Source organism: Arcicella sp. BE140, assembly GCF_031456255.1.
GTDB lineage: Bacteria > Bacteroidota > Bacteroidia > Cytophagales > Spirosomataceae > Arcicella > Arcicella aquatica.
On the sequence record NZ_JAVDUE010000024.1, the window covers coordinates 13,802 to 31,016 of the forward strand.

13 protein-coding genes are annotated in these 17,215 nt (G+C 33.8%); 5 read left to right on the forward strand and 8 right to left on the reverse strand.

Features of this window, described 5'->3' with window-relative positions; translation table 11 throughout:
* Positions 1 to 27: 27 nt before the first annotated feature.
* Both J2Y60_RS23320 and J2Y60_RS23325 read right to left on the reverse strand, forming a co-directional pair.
* Entirely contained in the window at positions 28 to 684 is a 657-nt protein-coding gene (locus tag J2Y60_RS23320; protein ID WP_309924293.1) for an RNA polymerase sigma-70 factor, read from the reverse strand.
* Between the two features lie 151 nt (positions 685 to 835).
* Positions 836 to 1,201, reverse strand: coding sequence for a VanZ family protein (locus tag J2Y60_RS23325; protein WP_309924296.1), 366 nt, complete (start codon positions 1,199 to 1,201; stop codon positions 836 to 838).
* 265 nt (positions 1,202 to 1,466) lie between these two features.
* Between J2Y60_RS23325 and J2Y60_RS23330 the strand changes: the two genes are divergently transcribed.
* Both J2Y60_RS23330 and metG read left to right on the forward strand, forming a co-directional pair.
* Positions 1,467 to 3,077, forward strand: coding sequence for a beta-N-acetylhexosaminidase (locus J2Y60_RS23330; RefSeq protein ID WP_309924299.1), 1,611 nt, complete (start codon positions 1,467 to 1,469; stop codon positions 3,075 to 3,077).
* 604 nt (positions 3,078 to 3,681) lie between these two features.
* A complete protein-coding gene (gene metG, locus J2Y60_RS23335) occupies positions 3,682 to 5,715 on the forward strand; it encodes a methionine--tRNA ligase (protein WP_309924301.1) in 2,034 nt (677 codons plus the stop codon).
* A gap of 389 nt (positions 5,716 to 6,104) precedes the next feature.
* Here the strand turns inward: metG and J2Y60_RS23340 are convergent, their stop codons facing one another.
* From J2Y60_RS23340 to J2Y60_RS23350, 3 genes are all read right to left on the reverse strand, one after another.
* Complete coding sequence (locus J2Y60_RS23340) at positions 6,105 to 6,866, reverse strand: SDR family NAD(P)-dependent oxidoreductase (protein WP_309924305.1); 762 nt, start codon at positions 6,864 to 6,866, stop codon at positions 6,105 to 6,107.
* A 31-nt stretch (positions 6,867 to 6,897) separates the two neighbouring features.
* On the reverse strand, positions 6,898 to 7,662 hold the full coding sequence (locus J2Y60_RS23345; protein ID WP_309924308.1) for an NIPSNAP family protein: 765 nt from the start codon (positions 7,660 to 7,662) through the stop codon (positions 6,898 to 6,900).
* Between the two features lie 79 nt (positions 7,663 to 7,741).
* Positions 7,742 to 9,820 carry an OmpA family protein gene (locus tag J2Y60_RS23350; protein ID WP_309924309.1) on the reverse strand — a complete coding sequence of 693 codons (2,079 nt, stop codon included), beginning with the start codon at positions 9,818 to 9,820 and terminating at the stop codon, positions 7,742 to 7,744.
* Between the two features lie 90 nt (positions 9,821 to 9,910).
* Between J2Y60_RS23350 and pth the strand changes: the two genes are divergently transcribed.
* On the forward strand, positions 9,911 to 10,471 hold the full coding sequence (gene pth, locus J2Y60_RS23355; RefSeq protein WP_309924311.1) for an aminoacyl-tRNA hydrolase: 561 nt from the start codon (positions 9,911 to 9,913) through the stop codon (positions 10,469 to 10,471).
* Between the two features lie 855 nt (positions 10,472 to 11,326).
* On the opposite strand, the gene rlmB is transcribed toward pth, so the two are convergent.
* Positions 11,327 to 12,112, reverse strand: coding sequence for a 23S rRNA (guanosine(2251)-2'-O)-methyltransferase RlmB (gene rlmB / locus J2Y60_RS23360; RefSeq protein ID WP_309924313.1), 786 nt, complete (start codon positions 12,110 to 12,112; stop codon positions 11,327 to 11,329).
* Positions 12,113 to 12,649: 537 nt separating this feature from the next.
* Between rlmB and J2Y60_RS23365 the strand changes: the two genes are divergently transcribed.
* Positions 12,650 to 13,237, forward strand: a complete 588-nt coding sequence (locus J2Y60_RS23365) for a lipocalin family protein (RefSeq protein ID WP_309924316.1) — start codon at positions 12,650 to 12,652, stop codon at positions 13,235 to 13,237.
* Between the two features lie 240 nt (positions 13,238 to 13,477).
* On the opposite strand, the gene J2Y60_RS23370 is transcribed toward J2Y60_RS23365, so the two are convergent.
* On the reverse strand, positions 13,478 to 13,798 hold the full coding sequence (locus tag J2Y60_RS23370) for an MGMT family protein (RefSeq protein ID WP_309924320.1): 321 nt from the start codon (positions 13,796 to 13,798) through the stop codon (positions 13,478 to 13,480).
* A gap of 1 nt (position 13,799) precedes the next feature.
* The gene (locus J2Y60_RS23375; protein WP_309924323.1) at positions 13,800 to 14,372 is read right to left on the reverse strand and encodes a DUF3109 family protein; all 573 of its coding nucleotides are present in this window, start codon (positions 14,370 to 14,372) and stop codon (positions 13,800 to 13,802) included.
* A 492-nt stretch (positions 14,373 to 14,864) separates the two neighbouring features.
* On the opposite strand from J2Y60_RS23375, the gene J2Y60_RS23380 reads away from it, so the two are divergent.
* Complete coding sequence (locus tag J2Y60_RS23380; RefSeq protein ID WP_309924325.1) at positions 14,865 to 17,207, forward strand: LysM peptidoglycan-binding domain-containing protein; 2,343 nt, start codon at positions 14,865 to 14,867, stop codon at positions 17,205 to 17,207.
* Positions 17,208 to 17,215 lie beyond the last annotated feature (8 nt).

Below are 17,215 nucleotides of genomic sequence, written 5' to 3' on the forward strand. Positions count from 1 at the left end.
TGATTTGTAAGGTAGTGTTTGAGGCTCTTAGATAAAAAATGTCAGAATCAGTCCGAATAAAGAAGGATTATTCAGGACAACATCTCTTAAATGTACAAGCGCTTTGTTGATATGTGCCTCAATGGTCTTCGTAGCCAATTGTAGTTCATCAGCAATTTCTTTATACTTTTTGCCTTCAAAACGGTTCATCAAAAATACTTTTTGGCATTGTGGCGGTAATTGGGCGATGGCTTGCTCAATTTGTTTTTGCAAGTCATCATAAAAGAGCATTTGGTCTGGCGAGACGTTCGACTCTGGAAGTTGTAAATCGGAATTATCAAAGGCAAAAGATTTATTGCCTTGTTCTTGTTGTAAATATAAAAAACAGCGATTTCTAACGGCTGTAAACAAATAGGCACGGAAAGAAGTAGTGATGTGTAAGAAAACTTGGTTTTTCCAGATGTTGTAAAAGATTTCTGCAATAATATCTTCCGCCACATCTTTTGAATAAACAAACCTTACAGCATGACTACAAAGAGGCTTATAATAACGATTGTATAACAACTCAAACCCCTTTTTAGGGTCTTGGTTGAAAGTTTGTTTGATAAAGAATTCATCATCCATAATTTTCCCAGTCTCAGGTGCTTGAAAAGCCTGAGTTTTGAGAAAATTATTTGTTGATTCAGATGATATATTTTCTAGCATAATTTTAAAAGGAAATTTCCTTGAGATTGTTGATGAAGTGTATTTTAATTGTATAATATTCTATTAAAATAATTCAATTAAGAGCATAGACAAAAAAAAGGGTTGATACCCTTAGTTAAATTCAAAAAAAAATCAATATTCTTCAAATATATCATTTTATTGTACTTAATTTGTTGAAAATCAGCCAAATAAAATATCCGATAATTCCTCCAATTCCATCAGCTACCGTATCAAACCAATCAAAGCTTCGATTAAATTCTTTTGGTAAAATAGCTTGCCAAAACTCAATTAGAATTCCATAAAGAAATCCTAAAAGAATAATTTTCCAAGCTTGTTTGCTATGAAAAAGCCAAAGAAAAGTAAACCCAGCAAAAGCGATGAAATGATTCGCTTTATCGTTTACCATGACAACATCTGTCGGAATGTTTTTACTTGGTAAAGAGCAAAGTATTAAAATGATTATTGTCCAGATAATGGCCAAAGGTTTATAATGCAGGAGTGTTGTGATAGTTTTCATGCACAAATTTACAAAAACTATCGTTTGCGGTCTTTTTAGGAGAGCTATTTAAAATTTAAAAAATCCTTTCCATTAGCTGGTGACTTAAGTCACCAGCTAATGGAAAGGATTAAAAAAAAGTAATATTTTTCATTAAATCGGAAATATATTACATTTTTAATAAAATAATTAATCAATTAGCCTATAAGAGCTTTTATTTTTGTCATTTTTTACTTTACTTTTGAAAGGAAAAATGGTTTTTAATATTTACTCATAAAATTTAATAATGAAAAAACTCTTTATTTATCTGTCGCTTTTGACTTTCTCATTGACGACTTTTGCCCAAAATCAGTACAATATCATTCCTGTTCCTCAAAAGCTAATTCCTCAAACAGGAGAGTTTGTAGTAGGCAAAAATACAAGTATTGTTTCAACTTCTGAATTCAAAGATGTCGCTAATTTCTTGAATGAGCAATTGAATTTGGTGGCTGGTTCTAATAAGAAAGTAGTTATTAAAGAAAATGGGTTAGCTAGCTCGGCTATTCAATTTGTGAAAAATGCCCAATTAGGGGATGAAGCATATACTTTAAAGGCTAGCTCGAAACAGGTAATCATTGCAGCAAAAACCGCTAAAGGTGCCTTTTATGGTGTACAAACTTTATTACAATTATTACCAACACAAGTGTTCAGTGAAGCAAAGGTTGAAGGAATAAAATTAACCGTTCCAAACTGTACAATTGAAGATGCTCCACGTTATGTTTATCGTGGGTTGCATTTAGACGTAGGTCGTCATTTTTTCCCTGTTTCTTTTGTGAAAAAATACATTGATTTAATTGCTTTGCACAAATTCAATACATTCCACTGGCACTTAACAGAAGACCAAGGTTGGAGAATTGAAATAAAAAAATACCCTAAATTAACACAAATTGGTTCGATTAGAAAACAAACGTTAGTGGGCCGTTATGGTTCTGGTAAATATGATGGCAAACCTTATGGCGGGTTTTACACACAAGATGAAATAAAAGAAGTAGTAGCTTATGCCAAAACGAAGTATGTTAACATAGTGCCTGAAATTGAAATGCCGGGTCATGCACAAGCTGCTTTGGCTGCTTATCCAGAACTAGGCTGTAACCCAGATAAAATTTATCAGGTACACACCACTTGGGGTGTTTCTGAAGATGTTTTTGCACCAAGAGAAGAAACTTTTACTTTCTTAGAAAATGTGCTTACAGAAGTAATGGCACTCTTCCCTGGTCAGTATATTCACATAGGGGGTGATGAATGCCCAAAAGAACAATGGAAAGTGAGTCGCTTTTGTCAGGATTTAATGAAGCGTGAAGGCTTGAAAGATGAGCATGAATTACAAAGTTATTTCATCCGCAGAATTGATAAATTCATTACTTCAAAAGGTAGAAAGATGATTGGTTGGGATGAAATTCTGGAAGGTGGTTTGTCGCCAAATGCTACAGTAATGTCTTGGAGAGGCGAAGAAGGGGGAATTGCTGCTGCAAAAGAAAATCATGATGTAATTATGACGCCTGGCTCTTATTTATACTTAGATCATTATCAGGCTGACCCTAAAACAGAACCATTGGCGATTGGTGGTTTCTTGCCATTAGAAAAAGTATATAGTTATGAACCAGCACCAAAAGAATTAACAGCAGAACAGCAAAAATTTATTTTGGGTATTCAGGCAAACGTTTGGACGGAGTACATGGAAACATCTAATTATATTGAATATATGGTTTTCCCAAGAGCTTGCGCTGTAGCAGAAGTCGCATGGTCGCCAAGTGCTTCAAAAAATTATGCTGACTTTACAAAACGTTTGAAAACACACGTTGAACGCCTTGATAAACTAAAAGTAAATTATGCTAAAGGCTTTTTGAGTGTAAAATAGCTTTCGGACATTGGATTTCAGATGTCGGATTTGCCGTTTAGGTTTTTGAATAGAAAACAATAATAGAGAGTATATTATCCAATTTTATTTATCATAGATTATTACTAATCCGATTGTTATTAGCCTTGGCTTTTAACAATCGGATTTATTTTTGCAAATCGATTTGAAATGATAGTCGATAGCTGAAGCGCGAAAGCTCTTATTCACATCCAAAATCCGCTCGCTAAAATTAGTACGCCCATTGCTATTTTTATAACTTTGCGAACTTAAATGATAAATATAGATATTTATTGTACGTTTATTTTTTAATAATCTATAAACCAATGTTTTAGATTAATCTGGCGTTAGCATTTGATGAAATTCTGCTGTTTGAGCGAAGCGAGTCTGTTCGCCAATGCGATTGAAATTTCTTTAATTTCTTTTGAAGTCCACCGTTTCGGTTACTTTTCTTGTGTCTGACGGGCACGCCTAGTGAAGAAAAGTAAGGTCTTTCTAAAGAAAAATACTATTTAGCAAACAAGCTATTTTTGCAATTACTCTTATTTAAAGTTTTATAATATTATAAAACGGCAATGAACGTTTTAGTTCACTCGATACAAATTTTATGAGCAAACCATTCAAAAGAACCACCGTTACAGCAGCGTTGATTTATGCTAACGGCCCTATTCATATCGGACACATCGCTGGTTGCTATCTGCCAGCAGATATTTATGTACGTTATTTACGTGCTACTGGACAAGACGTAAAGTTTATCTCAGGAACAGATGAGCATGGAGTACCCATTACGATTAAAGCCAAAAAAGAAGGTGTTACCCCTCAGGAAGTAGTAGATAAATACTATGGAATCATCAAAGATTCTTTTGAAGAATTTGGGATTTCGTTCGATATTTATTCTAGAACTTCCAACAAAGTACACCATGATATGTCGCAAGATATTTTTAAAAATATCTATGATAAAGGGCAGTTCGTGGAGGAAACTACTGAACAGTATTATGATGAAAAAGCACAGACTTTTTTAGCTGACCGTTATATCATTGGTACTTGTCCTAAATGTGGAAACGAAAATGCTTATGGTGACCAATGTGAACGTTGCGGTTCAACGCTTTCGCCTACAGAATTAATCAATCCTCGTTCGGCATTAAGTGGTGAAAAACCCGTCATGAAAGAAACAAAAAACTGGTATTTGCCATTAGATGTTATGCAACCTGCTTTAGAAAAGTATGTTGAAAGTCATCCAGAATGGAAAACCAATGTAATGGGACAAGTAAAGTCGTGGTTAAATGATGGTTTAAAGCCACGTGCCATGACGCGTGATTTGGATTGGGGCATTAAAGTACCTCTGCCCGATACCGAAGGTAAAGTAATGTACGTTTGGTTTGATGCTCCGATAGGTTATATTTCCATGACCAAAGAATTGACAGAAGATTGGGAGAAATATTGGAAAGACGAAGACACTCGCTTAGTGCATTTCATCGGGAAAGATAATATCGTTTTCCACTGTTTGATTTTCCCTGCTATGTGTATGGCTGATGGTAGATTTATTTTAGCAGACAATGTACCTGCAAATGAATTTATGAACCTAGAAGGTGATAAAATCTCGACATCACGCAACTGGGCAGTTTGGTTACATGAATATTTGCGTGAGTTTGAAGGTAAACAAGATATTCTTCGTTATGTATTGGCGGCGTCTGCACCAGAAACTAAAGATTCAGATTTTACTTGGAGCGATTTCCAAATTCGTAATAATTCTGAATTAGTAGGTATTTTTGGGAACTTCATCAACCGTGCGGTAGTACTTACCGAAAAGAATTTTGAAGGTAAAGTACCCAAGCAAGGAGCGTTGAACGATTACGATAAACAAGTATTAGCTACTTTAGCAGATATGCCTGCAAAGATTGGTGATTCTATTGCTAATTATCGTTTCCGTGAGGCTTTGGCTTTGATGATGGATGTAGCGCGTTTAGGAAACAAATACTTGGCAGATACAGAACCTTGGAAAGTAATTAAAACTGATGTTGAACGTACTGGTACTATCCTAAATATTGGTTTGCAGATTGCGGCCAATCTTTCTATTGTAGCTGAGCCTTTCTTGCCATTCACTGCTGAAAAAATTCGTACGATTTTAAATACTGAAGCCTTCGGTTGGAGTGAAGCTGGTCGTGCAGATTTATTGGCGGAAGGACAAGCTGTAACAAACGTAGGTCTTTTGTTTGAGAAAGTAGAAGATGCTACGGTAGCAGCACAAGTGCAAAAATTAGAAGATGCTAAACAACTGAATCTTTTAGCAGGTAAAGAAGTAACACCCTTGAAAGAGGAAATTCAATATGATGATTTTGCCAAAATGGATATTCGTATCGGCACCATCATTGAAGCAGAAAAAGTAGCTAAAAGCAAAAAGTTATTGAAATTGAAAATTGAAGATGGTATTAAGCAAAGAACTATTTTGAGTGGTATCGGCGAGCATTTTCAACCAGAAAACATCATTGGTCAGCAAGTGAGCTTTTTGGCAAACCTTGCCCCTAGAAAAATGATGGGGATGGAATCTGAAGGAATGATTCTGATGGCAGAAGACAAAGATGGTTCTTTGGCTTTTGTTCAGCCTAGTAAAAAAGTTTGGGATGGAGGAACAGTAGCCTAACCCCAAATTTATACCTTAGTATTACTAGCCTCGGTTCTTGAATCGGGGCTATTTTTTTGAAGAGGGATTAAGTATAGTATCGTAAAATAATAGAGAAATATACTCACTTAATCTTCTTTAAATTTAAAATAAATTTAGGAAATACTTAAAAATAAAATAAGGACAGGAGAAACCCCCGCCCTTATCTGTTTAACCTCTAAACCTATTTAACTATGAAAATTAATACAAATATAAGCTAAATTCTGGTTATTTAAACATTAAATGTCCCATGAATTTTTACTATTTTTTGACAAAAAAGCATTTTAAGTGATAAAACTTGGAAAATGATGTATATACAGACATTTTTCTAAATTAAGTATTCACTTTTTAATGTATCAAAATGATAATTTCTATTTTAAAGCCTCACGATTGATAACAGTTGCTGATGCTTGAGCTACTGGAAACAAAGTAATATCTGCCATTACTACGTGTGCAGGTCGAGTTACAGCAAAGGCAATAATATCAGCAATGTCTTCGGCCTTTAAAGGTTCAAACCCTTTATAAATAGCATCTGCTTTTTGTTCATCTCCTTTAAAACGGACCATAGAAAATTCAGTTTCAACAGCCCCCGGCGCTACGTTGGTTACTTTAATACCAAATGGATTTAAGTCCAGACGCATCCCTTCAGAGATGGCCTCTACTGCTGCTTTAGAAGCGCAATATACATTCCCGTTTGGATAAGTACTTTTGCCCGCAATAGAGCTTAGATTAACGATGTGTCCTTGCTTTCTAGCTTTCATCCAAGGCATAATTACTCTCGAAACATATAGTAATCCTTTTACATTGCCATCAATCATAGCATCCCAGTCGTCTGTTGAACCATCTTGAATAGGACCCATGCCATGCGCATTGCCAGCATTGTTCACTAAAATATCTATGTTCTTTGCTGTTTCTGAAAGCGAGTTCAATGCACTTTCTACTTGCTCTTTGTCTCTAACATCAAAAGTTAGTATTTGTACGTCAACTTTTCCTGAAAGACTTTCTTTTAAAGCTTCCAGCTTTTCAATACGCCTTCCACATATAATTAAATTGATTCCTAATTCAGCAAACGCTTCGGCAGTTGCTTTACCAATACCAGAGCTTGCGCCAGTAATAAGGGCTAATTTTGACATTTTATCTATTTTAATGAAATAAAGTCGATGATTATTTCAGAGGAGAAAATTCTACAGGGGTTAAATACTCAGAAGTAACAGTTACCGTTAAGGAGCCTCCTCCCTTTTCTTCTGATGCTTTGCGAACCGCTATCCATTCAGGGTCATCTCTGAAGGACTTAAATGAGGCTATGCCAGCTTCTTGGCTTTTATGAGCTAAAAAGTAAATTAATGTGTTATCGGCTCCCTGTTCTTTGTCAGTTGGTGTCCAGTAAATAATATTTGTCATACCATGTCTTTCAAACAATTTTAGGGTATGGCTTCTGAATCTTTCTAACAAGAGGGGTAAATTATTGGGCGTAGCTTTATATGTTCTCATCTCAAAAACTCTGTCACCAACACTTTTTAAGTTGTTTGGTGAAAAATCAGTAGTTTTCAAGAAAGTACTTTCTACTTTAGCTACTATTTCACCGTTGGCATTCGTTTCTTTCGCTACTTTTATCCAACCCTTATCGTTTGAAAAGTCTTTCCATGATTTTTCACGAGCTTCACGTGATGGATACGATAACACATAGACCATTTTATGGTCTTTATTATCCAAAGGCAACCAAAAGCCTTCTAAGCGCATTTTATGTTTTTTAAAATAGTGTAAAGTATGTTCTTTAAACCTATTCATCAGAACATCAAATTTGCCCTCACTTGCATAATATACTCTTAATTCATACACACGGCTGTTAGCATCGTCAGTTTTGTTGATAGCTAATATGGAAAAACTTGTCAACATACATACAAGGAAGGCTAAAATTGGGCTTTTCATAGTTTTTTAAAATGGTTAATTTTTATATCCTGTAATTTATGAATTTTAAAGATACATAGCATGAGTAAGTTACTAAAACTTATAAAATTGTCAGTTCTACTCGTCTATTTCTCTTTTTGTTTTCTTCAGAATCATTCGGAAAAAGAGGTCTGTTGCTTCCATAACCTTTGTAATGCAATCTTCTTTCTTCAATTCCTTTACTTACTAAATAATTATAAACTACGCGAGCTCTGTTTTCTGAAAGAGCAAGGTTTAGTCTTGTATCTCCAATATTATCAGTATGGCCACTAATTTCAATCTTGACTTGTGGGGCACTCTTCAATAGTTCAGCTATCTTGTTCAGCTCTTCGTAGGAAATAGATTGCAAAACAAAACTACTTTGTTCAAAATACACATTATCAAGCGTAATTGCTTGCCCAATTTCTATATTTGCCAAATCTTTAATTTTTGAACTTTCAATAGGGGCTTTAGCGGTAGCTACGCTAGGAGGTGGGGAATTTTTTGAATTATTTAACGAAGGTACCTTTTTCAATAAAACAGTATAGAAAACGGCTTTTTTAGAAGACGCATATTTTACTTGTTCTACTTTCAGCTCATAATCTTTTGCAAAGGTCTCAATCTGATAAAGGTCTTTGTCCGCTAAAGCTAAATAATATTCTGAAATATCATCTGAAGTATTTACAGTGAAAGATTTTTTAGTTTTGTTAGCGGTCACCTTAAAAGTGGCACGCAATACTTTCCCACTTGTAGAATCAATTGCCGATAATACTAAGCCCTTGATTTTTTGTTTAGGCATTAAAAAACACTCTAAGTCGGTTTGTTTAATTTTTGATAACTCCTGTTGATACTTTTCAAACCCATTTGTATTGATTTCTAACTGATAAGTATCGTCAGGAGCCAAGCTTACTAGAGCATCTCCATTTTTAAGTCGTTCTATTTTGGGATGATTTGCTTTATTACTAAGATTTGTTACTTCTACTTTGTCAGCAATAACTACTTCACCGTTGAGCTTATTTTTTGCTTTAATGGTTAAGTGTAACAAGCTTTTTTCTAATCGAATGGTGTAATTATACTTCTTGGTAGGGTTAAAATCTGCCATATTAAAAGTACTTTGCTTCGCAATATAGTGTTCGGCAGCAGTTTCAATCGTAAAAATCTCTTGAGTTGTTACCCTAACACTTGCTTTGGCTTCATTTCTAAATACTATATTCCTTTTTAATCGTTCAAGTTTAATATTAATAAATGATTTGACGGGCTTTTCTGTTTCAGCATCTACTACCTCAAAATTTACAGGAAGGCTATTTTTATACAATAAAAAGTTGACAGAATTTCCCTGAGGAGCTTTTACTACTTTCTCTTTTAGTTCAATATAATCTTCGGCATTGATGATAAACTCATACTTGCTTAAAAGTTTTAAATTGGCAGCATACTCCTCTGAATTTGCCTTTTTTGAAGCATTCTTAATTTCGGAGGCATCCAAATCAACAATTTTCACTTGAGCATTTTTGATAGACTCTTTGGTATCTGCATCCAATACTTTAATAGATAGCGGATAACGTTCAAAGACTAGAGGGATAGCAAAATCATGATGCGATGTGGTAGTAAAGTCCTTGATTGAGATATTAGAATGAGCATCAGCATAGCCATCAGCGCGTACCACTACTGACAAGTTGTCTTGTTGCGATAATGAAAAAGAGAAAAAAGGGTTCTTATTGTCAGTGCTACCCTTAAAAACCTCTCCCGTTCTTTCAGAAGTAACTATAAAGTCTGCAAGAATACTTTCTTTCGTAGCTTTATTGATAGCAGTGAAATTTATTGTAATATTTTTAAGTGGAATGCTTGACTTATTTGTCTGATTTTGAGGTAATTGTGTTTTTGTTGAATTATTTTTTAGCGTATCTATTAACTTTTTTTCAATAAAATTCGTAGATATTAAAGGATAGGCACGATTTTTATTACTTAATAAGTTAGGTAAATAATTCTTTGAAGTTGAGTATTTATAATTAATTCCATTTATATCTGTCGATGTCAATAAATTAGTTGAATTTAACAGAGTAGGATAAGTGCTTGGGTCTTTCGAAAAGGCGGATTCCTTTATCAAGCATAATGTTAATGCGAGGAGGGCTGGACTTATCCTAATAGTAGCTTTGTTTTTCATGATTGGATACATACTATACAAAATTACTTAATTTTGATGATTGATTCATGAAAAAAAGAATACAAAGTTAATTTCAAATATATTTTACAGATGAAATACCTAATTGTTGGTCTCGGAAATATTGGACCAGAATATTTGCTTACAAGACATAATGTTGGTTTTATGGTGTTAGATAAGCTTGCGGCGAGTGTAGATGCGAAATTTTCAATGGAGCGATTGGCCTATCACACCGAAATAAAACACAAAGGGAAACAAATTCATTTAATAAAGCCCACCACCTATATGAATTTAAGTGGAAAGGCAGTTAATTATTGGATGAAGGAGTTGAAAATTGAAAAAGAGAATATATTAATCATCACGGATGATATCGCTTTACCTTACGGCAAACTAAGAACAAAAAGTAAAGGTTCGCACGGAGGACACAACGGATTGAGAAATATTGAGGAGGTATTGGGTAGTTCGCAATACGGTCGTTTAAGGTTTGGCGTTGGAGATGATTTTGGTAAAGGAAGACAAGTAGAATATGTTTTAGGAAAATTTGATGGAAGTCAGTTTGCTGAATTGCCAGAGCATCTCGATCGTGCCATAGACATTATTTTTAGTTTTTGTTTACAGGGAATAGACAAGACGATGAACTCGTTCAACCAGTAGTTGTATTATTCTAATATTTTGAAAATAAATTAAAATAATTTACAACAAAATATTTGCAATGTTTTTATTATGCATGCAGAATAATATTCTGATTATTTTTACTTTTGTTTTGCAATTAAGTGTTTTTTGATTGATTTTTAGGTAGTTACTACTAAAATTTGTGCAAGGAATAGGCAATGATATTTGTATATTTATATAATATTGCACAACTTTGCAACGTTATTTATAAAAATGAGTCTTTGTACAAAACCACGAATTATTTTTTTATTAATTTTTAAAAATAATTTCAAAAAGAAACTTTTTTGGCAGAAAATTTGTAGTAGTAATAACAATACAATGATAAAGCTAGTTAATAGATTATCCTTCAATAAGAAAATTATTAGTTGCTCATAAGATTAAATTACATAGCAACAATTAGTATATATAATTAAAAATTTTTCATAGTTAAATAGGTTTAGAGGTAAGATGGAAAGGGCGTTTCTTTTAGAGGCGCCACTTTTTAAAAAGCTAAGTTTTTTGTGAGGTTGAATAAAGAGTTGAAAAAATTTAGTTTATTGATTTGAATAGTTATTTTTCATAGTTAAATAGGTTTAGAGGTAAGACGGGAAAGGGCGTTTCTTTTAGAGACGCCTCTTTTTAAAAAACAATTAGAGAATCGAGGTAGTGAGTGAGATTGAGTAGTATTCTACTAATTTTTTACATTTAAAGTGCAGTTATTTTTCATAGTTAAATAGGTTTAGAGGTAAGACAATAAAGGATATAGCCATTGGTCATGTCCTTTTTTATTTAAAAAGCCCTTTGTAGATGATACAAAGGGCTTTCTTATTTACACTTATGTTGTTTCTGAAGCTTAGTTTATCCCAAACGCTTACGAATAGCTTCATAAAGAATCACTCCTGTAGCTACGGATACATTTAAAGAACCCACACGCCCTACCAAAGGAATCGTAGCCAATTCATCTACAGAGCGCATTAAATCATCTGAAATACCGTCTTCCTCAGACCCCATGATGATGGCTGTAGGAACGGAAAAATCAATGTCATAGATATTTTTTGATACTTTTTCAGAACAAGCTACTACTTGAATACCAGAATTTTGTAAATACCTTACGGTGTGAAATAAATTTTCTTCTCTGCAAACAGGTAAAAAGTTTAATGCACCAGATGATGTTTTCATCGCATCAGCATTAATCTGAGCAGCACCTTTTGTTGGAATAACGATAGCATGCACCCCAGTACATTCGGCAGTACGAGCAATCGCCCCGAAGTTTCTTACATCAGTAATTCTATCTAATACTAAAATTAAGGGTACTTCACCTTTCTCATACACATCTGCTACTATATTTTCAAGTTTAGCATAATTAATAGCCGAGACAAAGGCAATAACGCCTTGGTGATTTTTACGCGTAATTCTATCTAGTTTTTCACTTGGTACTTTTTGAACAGGAATTCCTTTCAAACGCGCAAACTCTAATACTTCTAAACTGCCTAATTCTCTTTGGACCAATAGTTTGTCAATTTCCTTCCCAGAACGAATCGTTTCTAAAACTGATTGAATACCAAATACTATATCTTTATTTTCAGGTTTTGCTTGGTTGAAATATTTGAAGGGCTTTTTTTGTCCATCTGAATGGTTTTCCATTGTTGTTGTATTTAATTGATTATTAATTCTTATCGAACGATAGTTTCTTTTATTTTTTGTAAAGTTCGGAAACTTTTCATTCTATTTTTAATTTTTGATAAAGAAACACAATAAGTGACTCTTTTTTTACGTAAATAAGTACAGTTTCGGATAAAGCTTTTTAAGCGTTTTTACGACCTAAAAATAAGTTTCTGCCTATGCCTTGAATCTAGCAGTAGATTTGCTTATTTATTAAACGGTAGTATTTTTCCAAAAAAATGTTTTATCTTTGCATTGTATCTGTGGAAATATACAAAATCGTTCTTTGAATTCACATTAATATAATCCTTTCTTTAACTACTGTACTTCAGTAGCTTACTTATCATTATTTCATTATCCTGATAAATACCAGGAAACAATTTCCACAGAAAAATCCTAATTACTTAAATATTCAAACATTATTTTTTTTTGTTAAAGTTTCGTCTTTTTTTTCGAGTCGCTCTTTAATTATTGTTCACGTAAGCCAAAAGAGGTTTACCTAAATCCCAAATCAAGGATATGAAAAAATTGATTAAATCAACAGTAACCGTTCTTTTACTGAGTTCAGTACTTTATGCTTGTAAGGTGAAACAGCAACAGAGTAGCCTTTCACACGAGATTCAACAAGCTGTACTACCCCACAAAAGCAATGCCTTACTTACAGCAATGTTAGCTAAAAGTTGGATAATAAATGTAGTGAATTACCAAGCTGATGCTCGTAGAAATGTATTATACGAACGAGGAGTAGCCGCTAATTTACATGATTATTCAAAAGAGGCTTTCAGATTAACAAGTGATGAAGAAGTAGATTATACGGATGGCGCTGGTAAAATTCACCATGGTACTTGGACATTGAAGGATGATGATTCTAAACTATTGATGTCTTTTGAAGATGGAGAAGAAATACAATGGGATATCGTTACGACTGATAAAAACCATTTGGATTTACATCTTGCCATTGATGCCAAAAAAGTAAAATGGAATATTCAAGACTTAAGTCAAATTGATATTCAAACTGCGGTTGTCTTTGCTGGCTTTTATGCTGGAATTGTAGATGAAGATACCCAGAAAGTAAATGTAACCTATCGGATGATGCCGAGAAGCTAAAACATGAGTTATCCCAAATTTTCTTTAAAAATAGTGAGTTTTAGATGATTTTTGAGTTTTTGTAATTTATTCTCGTCCTTACTTTTTGCCTTGATGCAAAAAGTAACAAAAAAATCAAGAATTCCTAAACTCGCTATCGCTCAAACAGTAGGAATTCGTTGTTCATCAATCATAAAAAAGCGGTCGAAAAACTAATTTCGACCGCTTTTTTATGATTTTAAAATTCGGGATGACTCATGTTTATAATAATTCTTTTGTAGGAGACCAGAAGAGTTCTTTAAAATGTTGAATCTTATCGTTTTTCACAATAATTCCTTCTGCTTCAAGTAATTCTTGCATTTTGTTGCCACCAAAGAAAGCTTTGCCAGTTAATACACCATTACGATTTACCACTCTGTGTGCTGGTATTGAATCGTCAGTATGAGAGGCATTCATTGCCCAACCAACCATTCTAGCACCACCCTTTCCACCCAAGTATTCAGCGATAGCGCCATAAGAACTTACTCTGCCGAATGGAATCAGCTTGACTACTTCATAGATATCCTCAAAATTGTTTTTCATCTTACAACTGCTCCCTGTCTCTTGCTTCGTTCAAAAGCTCTTGATACCAAGCTTCGCCATATTTTCTGATTAAAGGTTCTTTTAGAAATTTATATAGCTCAACGCCCAGTTGCTCGCCATGAGAACAAGCATCAGAACAAATGTGCCAACGGTCGTAATTAAGGGCTTCATAATGCTCGTACTTAGTAATCCTGATAGGGTAGAGATGACAAGAAATTGGTTTTCGCCAAGTAATTTTTCCATCAAAATAAGCTTGTTCTATCCCACACTTCAAGGTATTTCTATCATCATAAATAGCATAGGCACATTCCCTGCCTTTGATTACAGGTGTTGAATAATCACCTTCCCAATCTTTTACATAAATGCCTTCTTCCTCAATCGTTTTAATTCCTTCTTGAGAAAGATAAGGCTTTACTTCCTGATAAACCTGATTCATAATAGATAGCTCATCATCATTAAGCGGAGCTCCTAGGTCACCTTCCACACAACAAGCACCCTTACATTTGATAAGATCACAAACGAAGAACTTTTCGATAATGTCGTCGCTAATGACGGTGTCTTCTATCAATATCATAATAAATTTTTATTTTCGTTTATATCTTGGGATGCATTTAGCACCTTAGATAATGAAGCTGTTTAAACTTTCCCTTTCGGGTTAAACTAAGTCTTTTAGAATAGCTTGTTCCAAAATTTACTCAACGTAGCGATGCTATACTTCGTAAATTTTGAAAAAATCAATTCAAAAATACAATACTTTCACCTAAGAAACGGAAAGTTTAAATAGCTTCAATGCAAAATTACAGTAAAATTTAATGTAATGACTGAAATTAGCATAATTAACCCTTCATACTCCACTAATTTAAGAAAAGGTATTTTTTCATATCTTTATTGAGATAATTAAATATTGAAGGTTTAATGTTACTTTAGGTAAATTTTTTATCTTCATTATTTTAATAATAAGCTATTAATCTTTATTAGATTACAACTCAAGAAAATAAATTAATTATGTGGTAAATAGGATGAGAGCTTACTCTTTTCATTTTATTTCTCTTAGAATTTCTAAATTATGAACAAGTATTTTTTGGTAGTTTTAATGCTTTTTTCTTATACTTTATCTAGAGCTCAGTCTTTGCCTCGTAGTATTAAAGTTGGTTCTATCAATGTAAAATATGATAGTTATGCTAAGGGTATTATTGAAAAAGAAATACAGAGTTTGAACAACAATCGTAAATACCTTGATGTACTGGTGGATAAAATGGCACTACATTTTCCAGTCATAGAAAAGATTTTAGCAGATGCTGGCATTCCCGATGAAATAAAGTATTTGTGTGTGCAAGAAAGTGTTTTTGATCCAGATGCTATTTCGATTTCTGGAGCAGTTGGCTACTGGCAGTTTAAAAGCGAAACAGCTAAAGAAATAGGCTTGAGGGTAGATGGAATCGTGGATGAAAGAAAACATCTTGCGGCATCTACCAAAGCAGCAGCGGTTTATCTGAACCGAAGCAATTCGTTGTTAAACAATTGGATGACTACAGTACTTTCTTACCGTATTGGACAAGGGGCTATCAAAAACCATCCTGCTACAGACTGGGCAAATAAAAAAGAAATTACGGTTACAAACACTACAGATTGGTATTTACTTCGTTTTTTGGCTCATCGTTATCTATTAGAGATTGAATACAACAAAGTAAAAAATAATGCTAAAAGTGACTTTTTATATGAATACAGTAATAGTAGAGGCAAGAGCATTACTGAAATAGCGAATGAATTATCGGTAGCTCCTTCGGTGATAGCAGTGAATAATGTTTGGTTAAAAAGTACATCAGTACCTAAAGACAAAGACTATATTGTGTATGTACCGATGACTACACAGAAGTATAAAGAATTGAGTCAGAATAATGCCAATCAGAAGAACGATGGTAATAAAAATAGTACGAATGATTTAGGTTTTCCTGTATTGGTGCGCCTCACGCAAGGGAATAGTAAAACTGAACCTATTTATTTTGAGATTAATGGTAAGAAAGGCATAATGGCTATCGAAGGGGATACGCCAGAAAGTATAGCAAACCGAGCAGATATCAATTTACATAGGTTTTTGAAATACAATGATTTAGATATTGATAGCAGAATTATTCCTAACGAAGTGTATTACCTAAAGAAAAAAGACCATAAAGCAATGGTGGCTTATCATACTGTTCAGGATACTGAAACACTTTGGGCTATTTCACAGATGTATGGCATTTATCTTGAAGACTTAATGGCAAAAAATAGAATAGCTTCCTTACAGCGTTTGCAAAAAGGAAGATTACTATGGTTGATTGATACAAGGCCAGATACACCGATTCAATATGTGGAAATGCCTAAAGTAAACCCTGTTGAAAAAACTGTTATCATATCGACACCTCCCAAACAAGTAGATACTACTAAGTCTGTCGTAATTCTTGATAAACCAAAGGAGGAGAAGCCAACCGAGGTTGTAACTAAAGATAATAAACCTTCAGGGACGGGAGTGGTTGACAATAAAGTTACGACTAAGGAAAGTTCTGTACCCGTAACAAAAGATAATACTCAAGTCATTGATAAAACAAGACCAGTTTTTACAGACCCTGCAGGCCCTCCGAAAATTATTATAGAAGAAAAAATAGTAACTAAAGAATTGAAAAATCATACAGTATTGGCAAAAGATACTTATTTCTCAATAGCCCAACTATATGATATGAAGATAGGCGAACTTTTAACCTTGAATGATTTAAGGCTTGATGAAAAACTACGTGTAGGACAAGTTATCAAAGTGTATAAAGTGAGGATTACGCCCATTTCTGGAGCTTATGAGAGTGAAAAGAAATTGGATGGTAAAAAGGATGAGAAAGTTGCGGATGTAAAGGTTAAAGAAACGCCTGATAAAACGCCAACTATTATCAATAATCCTAGCAAAGTCCTGACAAAAGATGACCCTGCAAATGCTAAGGCAGAAATCCCTAGAATAATTACGAAAGAAGAAGTTGACCGAAAAAATATGGAAGCTATTAAGAGTGCTTCTAGAAATATCCATACTGTAAATGCTGGCGAGACGCTTTATAGCATCGCTAAACTACATGGAGTAACTGTGGCTGACCTTAAAGCGTGGAATAATTTAACTACTAATACTGTAGAAATAGACCAGCAATTATGGTTTTCTAAAAATAGTGGCAAATTGGTTGAAACGAGTGATTACGAAACTGTTACGCCTAAACCTATTAAGAATGTAGTGAAACCTGTTGAAAACAATATATACCATATCATGAAAGTAGGTGAAACAGTGTTCAAGGTTTCACAAATATATGGGGTTACTGTAGAGCAAATTGTTAAATGGAATAATCTCAAGAATTTCTCAGTAAGCGTAGGGCAGAGGATATTGATTAAAAAATAAGGAGACTT

What these genes read in the sequence shown, in the direction of transcription:
- metG (WP_309924301.1), top strand. Translation starts at nt 3,682, where the DNA reads ATGAGCAAACCATTCAAAAGAACCACCGTTACAGCAGCGTTGATTTAT.
- J2Y60_RS23370 (WP_309924320.1), bottom strand. Translation starts at nt 13,798, where the DNA reads ATGAAAAACAATTTTGAGGATATCTATGAAGTAGTCAAGCTGATTCCA.
- rlmB (WP_309924313.1), bottom strand. Translation starts at nt 12,112, where the DNA reads ATGGAAAACCATTCAGATGGACAAAAAAAGCCCTTCAAATATTTCAAC.
- J2Y60_RS23375 (WP_309924323.1), bottom strand. Translation starts at nt 14,372, where the DNA reads ATGATATTGATAGAAGACACCGTCATTAGCGACGACATTATCGAAAAG.
- J2Y60_RS23365 (WP_309924316.1), top strand. Translation starts at nt 12,650, where the DNA reads ATGAAAAAATTGATTAAATCAACAGTAACCGTTCTTTTACTGAGTTCA.
- J2Y60_RS23320 (WP_309924293.1), bottom strand. Translation starts at nt 684, where the DNA reads ATGCTAGAAAATATATCATCTGAATCAACAAATAATTTTCTCAAAACT.
- J2Y60_RS23325 (WP_309924296.1), bottom strand. Translation starts at nt 1,201, where the DNA reads ATGAAAACTATCACAACACTCCTGCATTATAAACCTTTGGCCATTATC.
- J2Y60_RS23330 (WP_309924299.1), top strand. Translation starts at nt 1,467, where the DNA reads ATGAAAAAACTCTTTATTTATCTGTCGCTTTTGACTTTCTCATTGACG.
- J2Y60_RS23340 (WP_309924305.1), bottom strand. Translation starts at nt 6,866, where the DNA reads ATGTCAAAATTAGCCCTTATTACTGGCGCAAGCTCTGGTATTGGTAAA.
- J2Y60_RS23345 (WP_309924308.1), bottom strand. Translation starts at nt 7,662, where the DNA reads ATGAAAAGCCCAATTTTAGCCTTCCTTGTATGTATGTTGACAAGTTTT.
- pth (WP_309924311.1), top strand. Translation starts at nt 9,911, where the DNA reads ATGAAATACCTAATTGTTGGTCTCGGAAATATTGGACCAGAATATTTG.
- J2Y60_RS23350 (WP_309924309.1), bottom strand. Translation starts at nt 9,820, where the DNA reads ATGAAAAACAAAGCTACTATTAGGATAAGTCCAGCCCTCCTCGCATTA.
- J2Y60_RS23380 (WP_309924325.1), top strand. Translation starts at nt 14,865, where the DNA reads ATGAACAAGTATTTTTTGGTAGTTTTAATGCTTTTTTCTTATACTTTA.